Origin of the sequence: Paenibacillus sp. H1-7 (assembly GCF_022354825.1) — a bacterium.
GTDB lineage: Bacteria > Bacillota > Bacilli > Paenibacillales > NBRC-103111 > Paenibacillus_S.
Genome location: NZ_CP031168.1, coordinates 150,209 through 165,595, shown reverse-complemented (window position 1 = coordinate 165,595; position 15,387 = coordinate 150,209). Strand labels below are relative to the sequence as shown.

10 protein-coding genes are annotated in these 15,387 nt (G+C 54.7%); 3 read left to right on the top strand and 7 right to left on the bottom strand.

Annotated features, from left to right (window positions below):
* The first annotated feature begins 207 nt into the window (after positions 1-207).
* Positions 208-2,889, top strand: a complete 2,682-nt coding sequence (locus tag DVH26_RS00770) for an ATP-binding protein (RefSeq protein WP_239630704.1) — start codon at positions 208-210, stop codon at positions 2,887-2,889.
* The gene (locus DVH26_RS00765) at positions 2,870-3,577 is read left to right on the top strand and encodes a response regulator transcription factor (RefSeq protein ID WP_239630703.1); all 708 of its coding nucleotides are present in this window, start codon (positions 2,870-2,872) and stop codon (positions 3,575-3,577) included. The genes DVH26_RS00770 and DVH26_RS00765 overlap by 20 nt, the downstream gene beginning before the upstream one ends.
* Positions 3,578-3,985: 408 nt before the next feature.
* On the opposite strand, the gene DVH26_RS00760 is transcribed toward DVH26_RS00765, so the two are convergent.
* Positions 3,986-4,894, bottom strand: a complete 909-nt coding sequence (locus DVH26_RS00760; protein WP_239635620.1) for a LysR family transcriptional regulator — start codon at positions 4,892-4,894, stop codon at positions 3,986-3,988.
* A gap of 114 nt (positions 4,895-5,008) precedes the next feature.
* On the opposite strand from DVH26_RS00760, the gene aroA reads away from it, so the two are divergent.
* On the top strand, positions 5,009-6,361 hold the full coding sequence (gene aroA, locus DVH26_RS00755; RefSeq protein WP_239630702.1) for a 3-phosphoshikimate 1-carboxyvinyltransferase: 1,353 nt from the start codon (positions 5,009-5,011) through the stop codon (positions 6,359-6,361).
* 1,051 nt (positions 6,362-7,412) lie between these two features.
* On the opposite strand, the gene DVH26_RS00750 is transcribed toward aroA, so the two are convergent.
* The 6 genes from DVH26_RS00750 to DVH26_RS00725 form a co-directional block, all read right to left on the bottom strand.
* The gene (locus tag DVH26_RS00750; RefSeq protein WP_239630701.1) at positions 7,413-8,564 is read right to left on the bottom strand and encodes an FtsW/RodA/SpoVE family cell cycle protein; all 1,152 of its coding nucleotides are present in this window, start codon (positions 8,562-8,564) and stop codon (positions 7,413-7,415) included.
* Positions 8,565-8,800: 236 nt separating this feature from the next.
* Positions 8,801-10,102, bottom strand: a complete 1,302-nt coding sequence (locus tag DVH26_RS00745; RefSeq protein ID WP_239630700.1) for a beta-propeller fold lactonase family protein — start codon at positions 10,100-10,102, stop codon at positions 8,801-8,803.
* 57 nt (positions 10,103-10,159) lie between these two features.
* Positions 10,160-11,629, bottom strand: coding sequence for an S-layer homology domain-containing protein (locus DVH26_RS00740; RefSeq protein ID WP_239630699.1), 1,470 nt, complete (start codon positions 11,627-11,629; stop codon positions 10,160-10,162).
* 408 nt (positions 11,630-12,037) lie between these two features.
* On the bottom strand, positions 12,038-12,829 hold the full coding sequence (pdaA, locus tag DVH26_RS00735) for a delta-lactam-biosynthetic de-N-acetylase (protein WP_379459167.1): 792 nt from the start codon (positions 12,827-12,829) through the stop codon (positions 12,038-12,040).
* A gap of 58 nt (positions 12,830-12,887) precedes the next feature.
* Positions 12,888-14,174: a polysaccharide deacetylase family protein gene (locus DVH26_RS00730; RefSeq protein WP_239630698.1), complete on the bottom strand. Its 1,287-nt coding sequence runs from the start codon at positions 14,172-14,174 to the stop codon at positions 12,888-12,890.
* Between the two features lie 15 nt (positions 14,175-14,189).
* Positions 14,190-15,377, bottom strand: coding sequence for an MFS transporter (locus DVH26_RS00725; RefSeq protein ID WP_239630697.1), 1,188 nt, complete (start codon positions 15,375-15,377; stop codon positions 14,190-14,192).
* Positions 15,378-15,387 lie beyond the last annotated feature (10 nt).

Below are 15,387 nucleotides of genomic sequence, written 5' to 3'. Positions count from 1 at the left end.
TCCTGGACCAAGTAGAGTTTGTCACCTTTTCTCCTAACTTACGTAAGGTTGTTATTTATTTTATATTTTTTTTCTCAATTTGACAATTGATGATAAATATTTCGTTTTTTCGTGGACAAATCATCAGCGTGAAGGTGACAAGGTGTAAGCTTTTTTATGTTACAATACAACTACGAGTAATGACTTACGATACAGATGGAGGACACCGTGAATAACCCATCGCTGCGGCTGCATTTGACGATCACTTTTGCCATATTGGCTTTGATTCCCATCCTCGTTCTCGGCAGCATTCAAATATTCCAAATTAAAAATATTACGAACGACTATAACAAAACGCAGATGCAGACGACCTACCGGCTGGCGGACGCCGTACAGACGTATACGTACTACCACCGCAATGCCGTAGAAACGCTGGCAACGACGATCAGCGCATCCAGTCCGCCGTTTCGGACGAGGGAGAGCATGACGCTCAAGCTGCAGTCGGTCAAAAACAACCTGCCCGGCTTCTCCGGACTGTTCGTTGTGAACCGCAGCGGCGGTGTCAGCGCGCAGTTTCCTGAAGCTGCAGCCGGCCAGAAGCCTCTGCTCGGCACGGACTTGAGCGGGCGCAGCTACTTCCAGAACGTCAAGGCGGCCGAGACTACGACGATTACGCCTTTGTTCCGCGGTCCTGAAGGAGCGGACAAGCCGGCCATCGCCATCGCCGTGCCCGTGTACAGCGATCAAAAGCAATGGGACGGCCTGGTCGTCGGGGTTCTGGACCTGCAGGAGGTCGCCAGACTCGTAACCAAGTACGATTACGGCACGGACGCTTATCCGGTCGTTCTGGATGCGGAAGGAAGGGCGATTTATCATCCGGAGGCGGCCATTTCCGACTCGTTAACCGACTTGTCCGGCGAGCCGGTCGTTCAGGATACGAAGACGCATGACCAAGGCCAGGGCAAGTACCGCTCCGGCGTTTACCGCCAGGACGAGCTCGTCACCTACAAAAAAATCGGCGACCTCGGCTGGACCGTCTGGGTCGGAAGATCTTACAAGGCGGCCAATGCCGCTTTTACGGATACGCTGCAAACGACAATCATTCTGCTTGTGCTGACGCTCGTGCTGACCGTAGTCGTCGGCAACCTGCTGGCGAAGCGGCTGAACGGTACAATCCATGCCTTGGTCGGCTATACGCAAAAGCTTGCCGACGGCATCTTCAGCGTGCCGGACAAGAAGCTGGCCTCCCGCGGAGCCCCGTACGAGCTGCAAATGCTCGCGGATCACTTTTTCCGGATGGCCGGCCAAATCCGGGAAAATCAGCGCGCGCTGATCGAGCTGAACGCCGAGCTGGAGAACCGCGTCGCCGACCGGACGCAAAGCCTGTCGCGCAAAAATCAGGAGCTGGAAATCGTGAACGGCCTGCTGACTCCGATCATGACGCGCCGCAATGCCGGCGAATTTATCGAGGACAGCATGGCTCACTTGCGCGGACTGATTCACCGCGAAGTCCGCTTGCGCCTGCACCCGCTCACCGTCTCCACTTCCCTCGGACGCTTCAAGGACGCGGAAGCGACGGCGGCGCCTGACGGAGCGAGTCATCCGAACGGATCTGCATTGGGCTCTGGCTCTGATTCAGGCTCTGATTCGATTTCCGGCGCGATAGTTCCGATTCAAACCGGAGGACAAACGCTCGGAAGCATCGTCGTAGGGGGGAACGCAGACTCCGATTCGACATTGACCGACAATGATCGAAAGTTTCTGCTTACATTCGCCAATACGGTCGCCATCATTTTGCAAAACGATATGCTGCTCAGCAGCATCCGGCATGAACATGCGACGCTGAATGCGGTGTTGGAGAGTATGTCCGATGCGATCGTGCTGATCGATGCGGATCGCCATGTCGTCTATGCGAACCGGAGAATGACGGAGCAGTTCGGCATTCCGATGCCGCAGCTCTTGTCGATGACGGAGGAGGCGCTGTTCAGCGCAATCGCCGCGAAGCTGCCGGAGCCGGACGACGAGTGGACCGCTTTTACAAGAAAACAGCGGCTGCACGCGAAATGTAAGGTTACGGGAGAAAACGGCAAGGAGAGGTTCATCTCGGTTTCCGCCTTCCAGGTTTCGGGAGACGGGCACAGCTTCGGCAGAGGCTACGTGTGGCGGGATATTACGAAGGAGCACGAGGTCGATGCGCTGAAAAACGATTTGATCTCGCTCGCTTCGCACGAGTTCAAAACGCCGATTACAAGCATTAAAGGCGGCGTAGAAACACTGCTGCGCCCGGACGCCGTCTGGGACGAGGCCTTCAAGAAGGAGCTGCTGGAGGGTATCCATGAGGACATAGGGCGCATTCAGGACCTTATCGACGAGTGGCTAGATATTTCCAAGATCGAAGCCGGCGCGATGCGGGTGAACGTGCAGCCTGTCCGGGTCGCTTCGATAGTGCAGAGCGCCATCCACCGCCTGCCCCAGCATGCCGGTGCCGAGCACGCGGAGTTCGAGCTTGAGCTCGACAGCGAACTGCCGCTGCTAAAGGCGGATAAGCTGCGCATGGAGCAGGTGCTCGTCAATTTGTTTACCAATGCGATACGCTACAACCAAGGCAAGCCGGTCATCCGGATTTCGGCCGAATCCGACGATTCGTTCGTCCATATCCGCGTTCAGGATAACGGAATCGGCATCGCACCGGAGCATGCGGATAAAATATTCGACCGGTTTTACCGTGTCGACGTATCGTCCAGCCGCCAGACCGGCGGTACGGGACTGGGGTTAGCCATAAGCAAAGGGATTATCGAGGCTCACGGGGGCCGCATCCGCGTAGAAAGCGAGCCCGGTTCGGGAAGCACCTTCATCATTTCCGTACCGAAGTTTCGTTGGGAGGAAGGTCATGAACATGAAGAAGCATAAAATTCTCATTGTGGACGATGAGCCCAAAATTATCCGGTTCATCTCCGCCAATCTGAAATCGCTGGGCCATGAGACGGCAGCCTGCTCCAACGGCCCTGAAGCGCTGGAGACGATCGACAGCTTCGATCCCGATTTGCTGCTGCTGGATATCATGATGCCAGGCATGGACGGCTTCGAGGTGCTTCGGCGGCTGCGCAGCTTCTCGAACGTGCCGGTCATCGTCTTAACCGCCCGCAGCGACTCGAGCGATAAGGTGCAGGGCTTGAATCTCGGCGCGGACGATTATTTGACCAAGCCCTTCTCGCTCGACGAGCTGTTCGCCCGGGTCAATGCCGTGCTGCGCCGGTTCGAGGGCCGGACGGCGGCTCCTTCGTCCACATCAAGTGAGATCGAGCTGGGCGCGGTAAGGCTGAATCTGGCGCAGCGAAGGACGTGGCTCGGCGAAACGGAGGTCAAATTTACCGAGACCGAGTACAACTTGTTCGTCCTGCTGATCCAGAATGCAGGCAAAGTGATGACGCACGAGCAGCTGTTAAGCGATGTATGGGGCAGCGAATACCGTGACGATGTCGAATATTTGCGGGTCGCCATAGCGCGGATTCGCCAAAAGCTGAAGCAAATCGACGATACGCTGGATCTCATTGTCACTTATCCGGGCGTCGGTTATATGGCCAGATCGGGCGAATAATCGGCTTCCTTGTTGGAGACAGAAGCTATGTTAGGTATCTTCGCTTGGCCGCTATCGATCCGCAGCACAGAACGGGAGCATGCGCAGGGTTCGACTGAACGTTTCGCAAAATGCTGAATCGCACGTCCGGGACTGGTGCACATTGGATGATTCGTGGGCTGGAATCTAGAGCTCGATTGGTTTTGCATGGTTGTTACCTAACATTATATGTCACATTTCATCTTTAATGTACTTATCTAACCTCCGGGACATGCGCTCGTATTTCGTGCGTATAGTCCGGGAGGTTATTTGCACATGGCGGAGGACAGCTGCCGTGAACCGGCTGTCAGGGCCTCAGAGCTCCTTCTGCGCAGCTTCGGCGGCTGGAAGCACCCCATGATGCATCGGCAGAGTTGAAAGGCGGAGAAGCTATTCTCCGCTTTTCACAGAGCCAGGGAACGCCGACCTCAGCATGTCGAGAAACCGGGATGCCGCGAGCGACAGAGGCATCTCGCGATGGACGGCTATGCCGATCGTCCGCGATGGAAGCGCGTCGCCGGTCTCCAGCTCGATCAGCGTGCCTGAGCTTAGCTCGCCCTCTACGAACGAGCGGGTGACGTAGGCAATGCCGAAGCCCCGGCGCGCGAATTCGACGAGCAGGTCGATGCTGCCGAGCTCGATATCCGCCTCGATCTTCACTCCCCTGGCGGAGAACCACTGCTCGACGTGCCGGCGCGTGCTGCTTCCTTGCGACAGCAGCAGCAGGGGCTGCGCCCCCAGCTCGTCGGCAGGCAGAGGCCGCCCAGCCAGCTTACTGTACGTCTGTCCCGCAACGAAAGTATCCTGAATGACCGTTAGCGCCTCCGCTTCAATCTGCGAGTCGGCCACAGGCATATGGACGATGCCGAAGTCGATCTGGCCTTCCTTCAAGCGCTGCACAATATCGGGTGTTTTCCCGTGGGAGAGGCGGATGCGGATGTCCGGGTATTGGGCATGGAACGAGTCCAGATGAGGAAGCAGCAAATGCTTCAGCAGCGAATCGCTGGCCCCGACCCGGAGCTCGCCTCCGGCTAGCCGCTTCAGGTTGTGGAGCTTCGACTCTCCTGCATCCAGCAGCGCAAACGAAGGCTCCACAAAATCGAGCAGCGCCTTCCCTTCAGCGGTCAGCTTCACCCCCTTGGGCAGCCGGTGAAACAGCGCGACGCCAAGCGCCTCCTCCATTTGCTTGATCGCATAGCTGACGGAAGGCTGGGTAATGTACAGCTCTTGCGCCGCTTTGGTCAGGTTACCCGCCCTTGCCGTATGCAGAAAGATACGATACCATTCGAGATTAAACATGACATAAACACCCTCTATGACATAATGGAAAAATCCGAATTTCATCTATTTCATCCTGTTCATTATAATCGGGTTACACGATTCCATCAACGAACGAAAGGGTGTATCCGAATCATGAACCATACGACTGCACAGCCGCCGGACCGTGAGGCCCGCTCTCCCTGGTCGCGTTATAACGAGAAAGCCGAGGTTCGCGTCATGCCGGCGGGCTCGCCTATCGAAGGGACCATCACGATACCGGGAAGCAAAAGCTTGACGAACCGAGCCCTCATCATCGCCGCCATGGCGGAAGGAACCTCACGCGTGAAGGGCATTTTGAAAAGCGACGATTCGTACTGGTGCATCGAGGCTTTGCGCCGGCTCGGCATCGAAGTGGAGCTGGAGGACGATACGGCCGTTATCGCCGGGGGCGGTGGAAGCTGGCCGGTCCAGCAAGGCGAGCTGTACTTCGGCGCTGCCGGAACGATCGCCCGCTTCCTGCCCGGGGCGCTGGCCGCAGGCAGCGGCATCTGGCGGCTCACGGGCAGCGCCCGGCTCAGCGAGCGGCCGCTTGCGCCGCTGCTCGACACCTTGTCCAGCCTGGGCGCGGACATCCGCTTCGACGAGGCGAGCGGGCGCCTGCCCTTGACGCTGCACGCTCGCGGCATCTGGGGAGGGGAAGCCGTCATGTCCGGCTCCACCTCCAGCCAGTTCATCAGCGGCATGATCCTGGCCGCTCCTTATGCGCAGAGCCCGCTGACGGTGCGGATCAACGGACCTGTCGTGCAGCGCGATTACGTGGAGCTGACGCTCGACATGATGCGGGCCTTCGGCGTCGATCCGAAGAGCGGCGAAGACGGGCAGACGATCGCCGTACCGGCCGGCAAATACACAGCGCAATCGATCGCCCTGGAGCCGGACGTTTCTACCTGCGGCTACTTCTGGTCCCTCGCCGCCTTGACGAACGGACGCATTCGGATTGACGGCATAACGGCCGGCACACGGCAGCCCGATATTGAGCTGCTGGACGTTCTGGAGAAGATGGGCTGCTCAGTCACACGAGGGAACGATTTCGTAGAGGTGCGCGGCACCCGGCAGCTGAAAGGCGGATTCACTGTCAGCATGAAGCGGTGGTCCGACCAGACCCTCACCGTAGCGGCTCTCGCGGCTTTCGCCGACGGTCCGATCACGCTCACCGATGCGGCCCATATCCGGCATCACGAATGCGACCGGATCGCCGCCATCTGCACGGAGCTGACGAAGGCAGGCATCCGAGTCGACGAGCATCCCGACGGCTTGACCGTCTACCCGGGAGAGCCGACGCCGGCGCTGCTGGATACGCACGATGACCATCGGATGGCGATGGCGCTGTCCTTGCTTGCCGTCAAAGCGGACGGCATCCGTATTGCCGATCCGGGCTGCGTCTCCAAGACATGTCCGGACTACTGGGAGCGGCTCCAAGCTTTAGGCATCGAAGTTCAATTGTGAGATAAACCTCAATCGAGGCCCTTTCACAGAGAAGTGACCTTAAAGTTATGGCTTTAGCAAAACCCGCTTCGTAAGCAAGGCTGTTTTTATCGCCAATAGAACTATTTACATCCGATGACCTCGGAATCTTATAAATTCTATTGTGGTAAAAAGCAATAGGCGGAACCCCCTTCTCAGGGTGGTTCCGCCTTATTTCATCCTTTGCGTCCTAGGCAGCAGCCAGGTGCATTTCTTTTTACGACGCCCGTTCTCCGCGGGAGTACATTCTCTCACGTTCGCTTTCGGTTTTCGTCCGCTGGCCGTCAACGAACCTTGCGAAATTCCAAAAATCCAATCCGTTCGAGCGTGCAGGTATCCCTAGGAGTACGGTAAGTGCTTGCGGACCGTAGTTCCGCTATTTTAGAACAAATAGCTCCATTCACATGGTGATCGGACACCAGATCCTTTATTTCGCCAAATTACACTGCTTTTGCTGGTAAAATGGGCAAATAAGCGCACCTGTGTCCGATAGCTTAGTAAAAACAGCACGTTTTCTGGAAATAACGTATCTCTCGTCCGATAACCCGCATCCAGCACCGATAGTCTGCCCCGAATTCCGTTAGCCGCCCCCCCTCCAAACTCCGAGGGGCAGCTTCGCTCATCCCATTGTCTTCAATGAAATTTTAGATAGAGCTTAGACTAGAGCCAGCAAGGCTAATGGCATAGGACTCATCAAAGTTATGCTTGTATAAGCACTCAAATGCACTCTACATGGGTTTGACCGACCGCCGCGCAGCGCCGAAACACGCGCTTAGGGAGGCCGGAAAAAGGCGGTGGGCAGCAGTTTTATGGTTGGAGCGGTCTTGGGCGGCCGGGAACACGGACAGAAGGCGGATGCGCTGCTCCCATGTATGGCATACAGATTGCATTTAAGGATTACAACATTTTTCAGGGCGTCAACATGAGTCCTTGGAATAATTTTGAAACATTCAAGCTTGCCGCGGCCTATTGGCAGGGGTCGTCCGGTCACGGTTTCTTTTTATTTCAGCAAGCTTTCTTCCTCCCCCATCACCTACTCGATAGAATCGTCATAAATGTAAATATTCAGAACAAGTCCGATAGAAAGCATATTGATCAACAGCGATGTCCCGCCGTAGCTGATAAAAGGCAGCGTAATCCCGGTAATTGGCATCAGACCGACGAGCATGCCGACATTCTCGAATATTTGAAACAGCAGCATCGCGGAGATGCCGGCTATAATGTATACTCCCGATTTGGTTTTCAGCTTTTGCGCAATGATCATCATCCGGTACATGAGGAGCAAATAAAGCATCAGGAGCGCCGAGGAACCGAGGAAACCGAACTCCTCCGCAATAACGACGAAGATGGAATCCGAATAAGTGTACGGGACTTGCCCGCTGTGAATCGAGGAGCCCTGGAGATAGCCTTCTCCGAGCAAAGAGCCCGAGCCGATGGCCATGACCGCCCTTTTCATATGGTACGTCGCTTTGTCCGAAGCTTGATCCGGCAGCACCACGGCATCGATCCGGTCCAGCCAGTAGGCCTTGTTCTTGGATGCCATGAATTGCTTCACTTCATCGTGGTGCTCGACGTAGCTGTATAATGCGGTCACGCTTACGACAGCGACCAAGACCAGACCGATCAGCGCATGGCTGTAACGGAGGTTGCCGATCCAGCACATAACCGCCCAGATGACCACATAGCCGATCGAATTGCCCAAATCCGGCTGCATGAGTACCAGGATAAACGGAACCAGCGTAATGATACCCATCGGCAGTACGTCCCGAAACAGCCCAAGCGTGTCCGCATTCCTTTTGGTCAAATAAAACGCCAGCATCAAAATAAGAAGCAGCTTGCAGAGCTCGGCCGGCTGAAAGCTTAATCCCCCCGGCAGCGAAAACCACCCCTGCGAATTGTTTATCGTATCGCCTTTAAAATATAGGAAAACCAGCAGCCCGAGCCCTATGGCATAATAGATCGGCGCAAAGCGCAGCACGGTTTTGTAATTGAAAAACAGGCTGGCGAACAGGGCGGCAAACCCGATGCCGTAAAAATACATCATTCTGACGTGGGAGCCGGCCAAATCGGGATGGATCAATGTAGCGCTGTATACGCAAAAAATACTGATTGTCATCAAAATAAGAAGCAGCAGCAGGATCATCAAATCCAGCTTGCGCGCAATGTTCTTAAGCAGAAATCCCATCAGCAGCCTCCTATCCTACTTCTTAACAATGGCCCTATAATATAGACGAACGATGTCTACATTTTGTTACATTCCTTGGTGGCGGCCTTCAACGCAAAAAGCCCCTGCGCACAAGATACACAGGGGTGCTTCGATAGGAAGTAGTGATGAACAGACTGCCAGGCGGCTGGAATATAAGCCCGGGCTGCCGGATGAGCATCCACACTCCACCTGCCGGTCTCAGCCCATCTCCCGCTTCAGCTCTTAGCTGTATCAGGCTGTTGTTGGACTATCTCGACGTCCAGCGGATAATCCGGCAAAGCCATCTCCTTGGTCGTGCCTTTCTCCAAGTCGACGATGGTTAGACCGTCCCAGCCGGTATCGGCATACGTGACACCGCCTGTGAGGTATGCCAGTTTCCCGTCCGGACTGGATGCCACCATCTGATGGACGCGGTTCAGCGGGATGATTTTCTCACCCAGCGTCCGCATATCCAGCACGGTAAGATTAGGGCTGCCGGTAGCGCTGCCTGCGGCTCCATTGCCGATGATCAGCATACGGGTACCGTCCGGCGTCAGCGCTACTCCTTCCTGATGCGAATTCCCGGTCAACGGCTTGGTCTCGTACGTGCCGCGGACGGGATCAAAATCTACGAGTCCTCGCCCCTGATACGGCAGCAGCAGATGGCCGTCCTCCCTTACGACAGCGTAATGCGGCTTCTCAAAGCCTCCTTTGCCGTATGGGGCTACATCTATTTTGCGGGCGGTCCGCTTCATGGGATCGACTATGGTGACGGAATACGAGTCGTGGTCGATCGAGTACACTTCATTGCCGTCCTTGCTGACGACAACATCGAACGGTCTCGTCCCGACGGGGACCGTTCCAACGATGGCAAGCTTCTCCGTATCCAATATTTCCACCTGGCTCGCCTTGCCCGGCAAATAGACGCCGACGTACACGAAACGACCGTCGGGCGAGACGGCAATCCCCATTCCTCCCGGCCGGTATTCACCGAACTTGATGGCCTGGATAGCCGATTGATACGGCACGAGCGCAGTTCGTTTGCGCTGCTTCGTATCGACTACGGCCACGCCTTCCGCTGTAGAGACGTAGGCTCTGCCGCTTCCTGCGTCGAGCGCCAGAGCGAATGGAGCCGTTCCGGCTTCCAGCTGTTTTTCTATAACGCCGCTTTCGGGGTTGACGAAAGAAACGGTATTGCTTTTGGAGTGCGTAATCATCAAGCTGTACGCAAAAGCTTTGGCTACCGGTGCCTCCTCCTGCTTGGGCGCAGGCGCAGGGGTCGGGGTCGGAGGCAGCGTAGGATCGGCGGCTGCGGAGCCTTGACCAGCCAAGCCTGGGATCGGCGCCGGCGCCTCCTGTCCGCTGCGATCCAGCTGAAGCTGGCAGCCTGCCAAAGCCAATACGACCATCATCATCAGCAGCAGCAGCCTAGCTATGTTTCTTGATCGGTTATGCTTTCGATTCATCATCTTCACCTCGCTTATTGTTGTACGGCGGCCAATGCCATAAATGAGAAAGAGAGCACCCCTCTTCCACATACAGGGCGCTCTCCTTTCGTTGCCGATTTTCCTGTCTATCTCATGTTCCGATAATTATTACTTAGTCGTCAGCGTGACTGATGCTGCAGTCGCCCATCCGCCAACAGGCGCTACCGTATATTTCGTACCTGCCGCCAGCTTCGCGCCGTTCTGCAGATCGAATGTTCCTGTTGCTCCTTTGCGGCTGGTCAGCTTGTATTGAGCCGTGATAGGAGCACCGCCGCCTTCCGGCGTCAATGTTACGCTGCGCAATGCGAACAGCTCGTCTTTAGGATCTTGGGCCAACGTAATGTCGAGGGACGTTTCACTGACCTGTGCAGCCGACTGGATAGCAAGCGGTGCGATCTCTTTAGCGGTGAACGTACCGATGGCAATATCGGCCCAATCGGAAGTCACGGTGTACTTCACGCCCGACTTGAACGTTTGACCGTTCGGCAGGCGGAACTTCGGAGCTTGTCTTCCGTCCGTAGCTTGCGTGAACGGAATGTAGTTGGCGATCATCGCCTCTCCGCCCTCAGGAGTAATCGTTACCTGCTTGTCTCTCATGGACGAAAGAATTTCGTACTGCTTGCCGTTGTACATATTGTTGTCATCCACGATGAAGGCACCTTTGCGGCCGGCGCTGTAAGCTGCCACGACATAGCCGTAATCGGCAACGCCGTCTTCAAGGCTGGATTCCACTTCGAATGTATCGGCGGCCACTTGCTGTGCGGAGCGAAGCTGAAGCTTCTCGGTGTTGGCCGTAAAGGTCATCGAAGCTTGACCTTTGTAGCTCATCGTATAGGTCGTTCCTTCTTTTTGCGTAGTTACCGGAACGATGTAGGTTGCTGTCGCTCCCGTTTTCAATTGCGGGATGTTCAGAATTTTCAAGCCGTTGTCGAAGGAAATATTAGCTTTCGCTTTATCCACGTCCGTGTTCTCTTTCGGAAGCGGAGCGGAGAAAGTAACCTGAAGCGTGATCGCATTCAACGGCGTAATGCTTGTAATTTGCACCGGTGCGATTTGCTGTGCTGCATACATGAGCAGTGCCGCTTCACCGCGCGTTGCAAACTTGCCTTTAACAAACGAGCTGCCGAGCAGAGCCTGCACTTGAGCGGCGTCTACCTTCAGAACTGCGGCCGTTACTTCTACCAGCTGCTCATGAGTAACCGGCTTGTTAGGCTGGAATTTGCCGTCTTCGCTCTTCATAGCACCGACGCTGACAAGCGCCGCGGCATACGATTGATACCAGTCGCTGTCCGCTACGTCGGATAAGGACAGCTTGCCGTCGGTTTTCAATTCCACGTGAAGCGCCAGAGCAACCATTTTTGCCAATTCCGCGCGAGTAACGTTCTGGTTCGGCTTAAACTCCTGGTCGCCATAGCCTGTAATGACGTTTTGCTTGGCCATTTCTTCAACAGCTGCTTTATAAGGCGTCGCCGCCCCGTTATCGGTAAAGTTAACTGCTGCGGATACTTGAGGAACGATAGCGGATAAGCCTACGGCCGTCGTAATAACCCATGCTGCGAACTTTTTGCGTTTCATCATTAGTAATCTCTCCCTTATGGTTTGCTGCTTGCTTGAATAACCTAGGTATAGATTACTGAATCGCCCGTTACAATCGAATAAAAAATCAGCCCAAAACATTAAAAAAACATAACAAAAGCATTTCGCTTGTTAATATCGCCTGCAATTGTGACAAAATCCGGTGGACGCCGCCTTCTGCAACGACGTGAATCCGTACGTGCAGCAGCTGAGCGAGAGTCTCGATATTTCCAGCGAAGGTCGCTTATGTGAAGCAGGAGAAAAATTGCGGGGCCGTCCGAAGAAAATGTACCGGATCGATTTTCGGTCTACCGCAAGATCCGCTCCGCCTGGAGGATAATATGGACAGAAAAAGGCACCGTTCTCTTAATCAGAGAATCGATGCCTTTTCCCTTTGCAATGGTTACTTGGCTAATAAGTTCGTGCCTGCATTTGATCGAGACTTTTGAATTCGTAGCCCTGCTCCTTGGCTGCGATAATAATCCGGCTTAATGCCGCCGCGTTGTCACTGGATACGGAATGGAGTAAAATGACCGCTCCCGGGTGAAGCTGGTTCATTACGCTATCGTAAGCATACTGCGCCCCTCTTTGCGCTTTCGTATCCCAATCCTTGTATGCAATGGACCAGAATACGCTGGTGTAGCCCAGCTCCTTGCTCGCTGCAAGAATCCGGTCGTTGAAGATGCCTCGAGGCGGGCGCAAATATCGCATCTCCTTTTGGCTCGTCAGCTGGCTCACTCCCGATTTGACTTTGTCGAGCTCCTCCTTGAGCCTTTGATTGGAAATTTGGCTCATATCGGGATGGCTCCAGGAATGATTGCCGACGAGATGCCCTTCATCCACAATCCGTTTGACCAGCTCCGGCTGATCCTGTACATAATGTCCGGTTACGAAGAAAATAGCGGGCACCTGATGCTCCTTGAGCACATCCAAAATTTTGGCCGTATAGCCGTTCTCGTAGCCGTTGTCGAAGGTCAAATAAAGCTCCTTCTTCGTAACATCACCGAGGAATATCGCCTCGTTCTTTTGGACGATTCCTTTGAAGCCTTCCTCATTGATGGAGGCTGGCTCCTGATGCTTGCTTTTCTTAAACCCGAAGTGATACGGATTCAAGGCAGCCGCATCCGCCGCCGCAGAAACGGGCATCCACCCGATGCCGGCCGTCAGCAGCAAGCATAATGCCCAACCAGCTGCTCGCTTCATGCCTTCACCCCTAACCCATAAAATCAGATCAGGGATAATATGCCCTAACCGCAGGCGGTTATGTACCGTGGGAAACCGAATACCTTTTTTGCAATTCCTTGGTGGAGATGGCAAGAATTTTGGGTGTGAGCAGGTCGCTTTTGAGCTCGAGCCGCTTTTTCCCTTGGGGATGAATTACCCAGAGCAGCATACGCAAATACAGCTTGGTCATGATATAAAATACCCCGCGGGGCATATCTCTCACCGTGAATCCGAACTGCTGGGGCCCCCTGTAAATCATGGTAATGCCGTAAATCCCCTTGATGTCCGAATTGCTGAGAATTTGCTCCGTCATTTTGGGCATCAGCTCTTGCACCAGGCGGATCAGCTGTACGGCCAGATGCATCATGGAACGGGTGCCGGAAGCCAGACGGAAGATCATCTCGTTGTTAAAATGAAGCTCGACCACCCGGTCGCCCTTGCGTATCTCTTCCCCGTCGGGAAGCGTAATACGGATCCCTTGATACGTGCAGATGCGGTAATACAGAAGCCGGTTATCGGGATCTACGGGAGTAAGGTCAAATACGGTATGAAACAATTGCTCCCACTTCAGCCACAGGGCGATCGGCAGCCTGCGGTGCCACCCGAGGACCGTGGTCTGATCCTGCGGCCATGAAGATACGGCATCTACTCGCAGGAAGGTGTACTTTTGCCGCTTCATTTCCTCCACAAATTCCTGCAGCGCCTCCAGCATAAAGCCAGGAGCATCCTCATTCGCCCCGAACGTCTGACCGCTGTCATGAAGGACGATAACCGCCCCGTTTCGCACCTTCGACAGGAGCCTGCGCTTGATTTTATTCTTGCCGCCGCGGCTTCTCCAATCTCCTACGATGAGGGACCAGAGCACCATGTGAAACCGTTTGAGCAGTAAAAAATCGAACAGATTGATGACTCCCCACGGCGGCCGGTAATACACCGGCTTCTCTCCCGTTATGCTTTCTACGGCCTGTACCGCGTCATCGATTTGTTTTCTTACTCTTCGCGGCGTCATGAGTGCATTAGCCCGATGGGAATAATTATGCAGCCCGATCAAATGCCCTTCTTCATGCATGCGCCGAATCAGCTCCGGATGCTGCTCCGCCTTCGACCCGAGCACGAAAAAAGTGGCTTTGCAATCGTATGCTTTCAGCAAGTCCAACAATTGCGGCGTATATTGCGGATCGGGACCGTCGTCGAACGTAAGGAACATGCACCGCTCGGTGGCTCTCTCTTTATACACGCCCAATCTGAACAAACGAACGAGTATCGTCGGAATGATCGTATAAATGCACAGCACTCCAATGATGATCCAGAACAAATGCCCCATATGCCTTCGTCCTTCCTAATTCTTAAGTGCCACCCTTTCCCCTGTTCCCTCGGGCGGGGCGATCCAGTAATATACCGCAATGGCCCCTAGCAGCACGGCGCTGGCAAGCACAGCCATACTCTCGCTGAACGTATCGGCAATCCAACCTCCGATTACGGGTCCTATGATGACTCCTATTCCTTCCACGCTGGAGAACAGGCCCCAGCCCAAGCCTTGATTGTTATTCGGAACATATTGCGCAAGAAGCGCGTTCCAGGCTGGCAGAACCGCTGCATAGGATATGCCGAGCAAGCCTGCAAGAGTAAGCGCCATCCACAGCTGGGACGCTAAAGTTAAGGAGAATAACATTATCGCAAAGGCGGTGAAGCCGAGAATAAGAAACCACTTTTTACCGAACCGGTCGGACAGCTTTCCCATTGGAATCAGCGCCGCTACCGTAAGTACGCCTCCGGCAATGAGCAAGTACGAATATTGGGAGTAACTAAAGCCTAGGGCATGGGATGCGAAGCCGGGAAGCACAGGGACCAGAATGCCTGCTGCAGTCGTTTGCAGAGTCATCCCGGGGAGCAGCTTCTTCATGGAACGCAGCCGGTCCCACAGCATGGCCAGCTGGTCTTGAAGAGGAATTTGTGTCGGAGTGGAAAGCTTGGTGTTGGTTATAAACAAAGACAAGAGCAGGCTGACCCCCCACAGCCCCATCATGAGCCAGAAGGTGATCGAATAGCTCTTATCGATAATAAAGTTGATGACGATCGGGCCGGCTCCAAGACCGGCCAGCCAGCATGTATACAGCATGCCCATTTGCTCGGCGCGGTGCTCCGGCTTGACCTTGCTGAGGCAGACAAGCCAGATCGGCGACAGCCCGATGCCGAACAGCGCGGATGCGCCGATTAGCAGCCATACGGAATGCACCTGATACAGCAGCCATAAACCCGCCATGGATACGGCAAGGCCGCAAGCAACGGTGAATCTTAAAGAGAAGCGGTCCAGCAAATAGCCTGCGTAGCATTTGATGACGGTATCGGCAATGTAATGGATGGATACGGCCCACCCTACGGTCGTTACCGTAAATCCGAGCGCATTAACAGCGTACGTAGGTAGGAAGGAAACGAGAAACGCTCCCCGCACGAATTCGACGAGAAATAAAATGATGCCATACCATATTCTATGTTCGGCAAAGGACGGTTTATGAACAGTCTGCATTCTGCGCTTC